This is a genomic window from Pseudoalteromonas sp. SIMBA_162 (assembly GCF_046535955.1).
Taxonomy (GTDB): Bacteria; Pseudomonadota; Gammaproteobacteria; order Enterobacterales; family Alteromonadaceae; genus Pseudoalteromonas; species Pseudoalteromonas marina.
Genome location: NZ_JAWJBQ010001411.1, coordinates 1 through 228, shown reverse-complemented (window position 1 = coordinate 228; position 228 = coordinate 1). Strand labels below are relative to the sequence as shown.

General features: G+C 68.4%; 1 protein-coding gene. It reads right to left on the bottom strand.

The window, feature by feature from the left end:
- The coding region (locus R0J88_RS24255) for a hypothetical protein (RefSeq protein WP_410901495.1) at window positions 1-214 on the bottom strand (214 nt) is incomplete at its 3' end.
- Between the last annotated feature and the right edge of the window lie 14 nt (window positions 215-228).

Here is a 228-nt window from a genome sequence, read left to right as displayed (position 1 = left end):
AGATCTGCTTCTGCAAGGCCGCCACCCTGGCGGCGATCGCCTCGCGCGCCTCGAGGTCGGCCACATGCCGGTAGTAGTTGATGCGCTCGTCGACATAGCGGCGGAATGCGTCGCGCAATGGGGGTTGCGCGGGCGCGGCAAGCATGTCGATCCGCAGCCAGGCCGTGCCGATGGCGTTGACCTCCAGCACCAGGAGATTGCGACGCTCCGCCATGCGCTGAGCCGCGC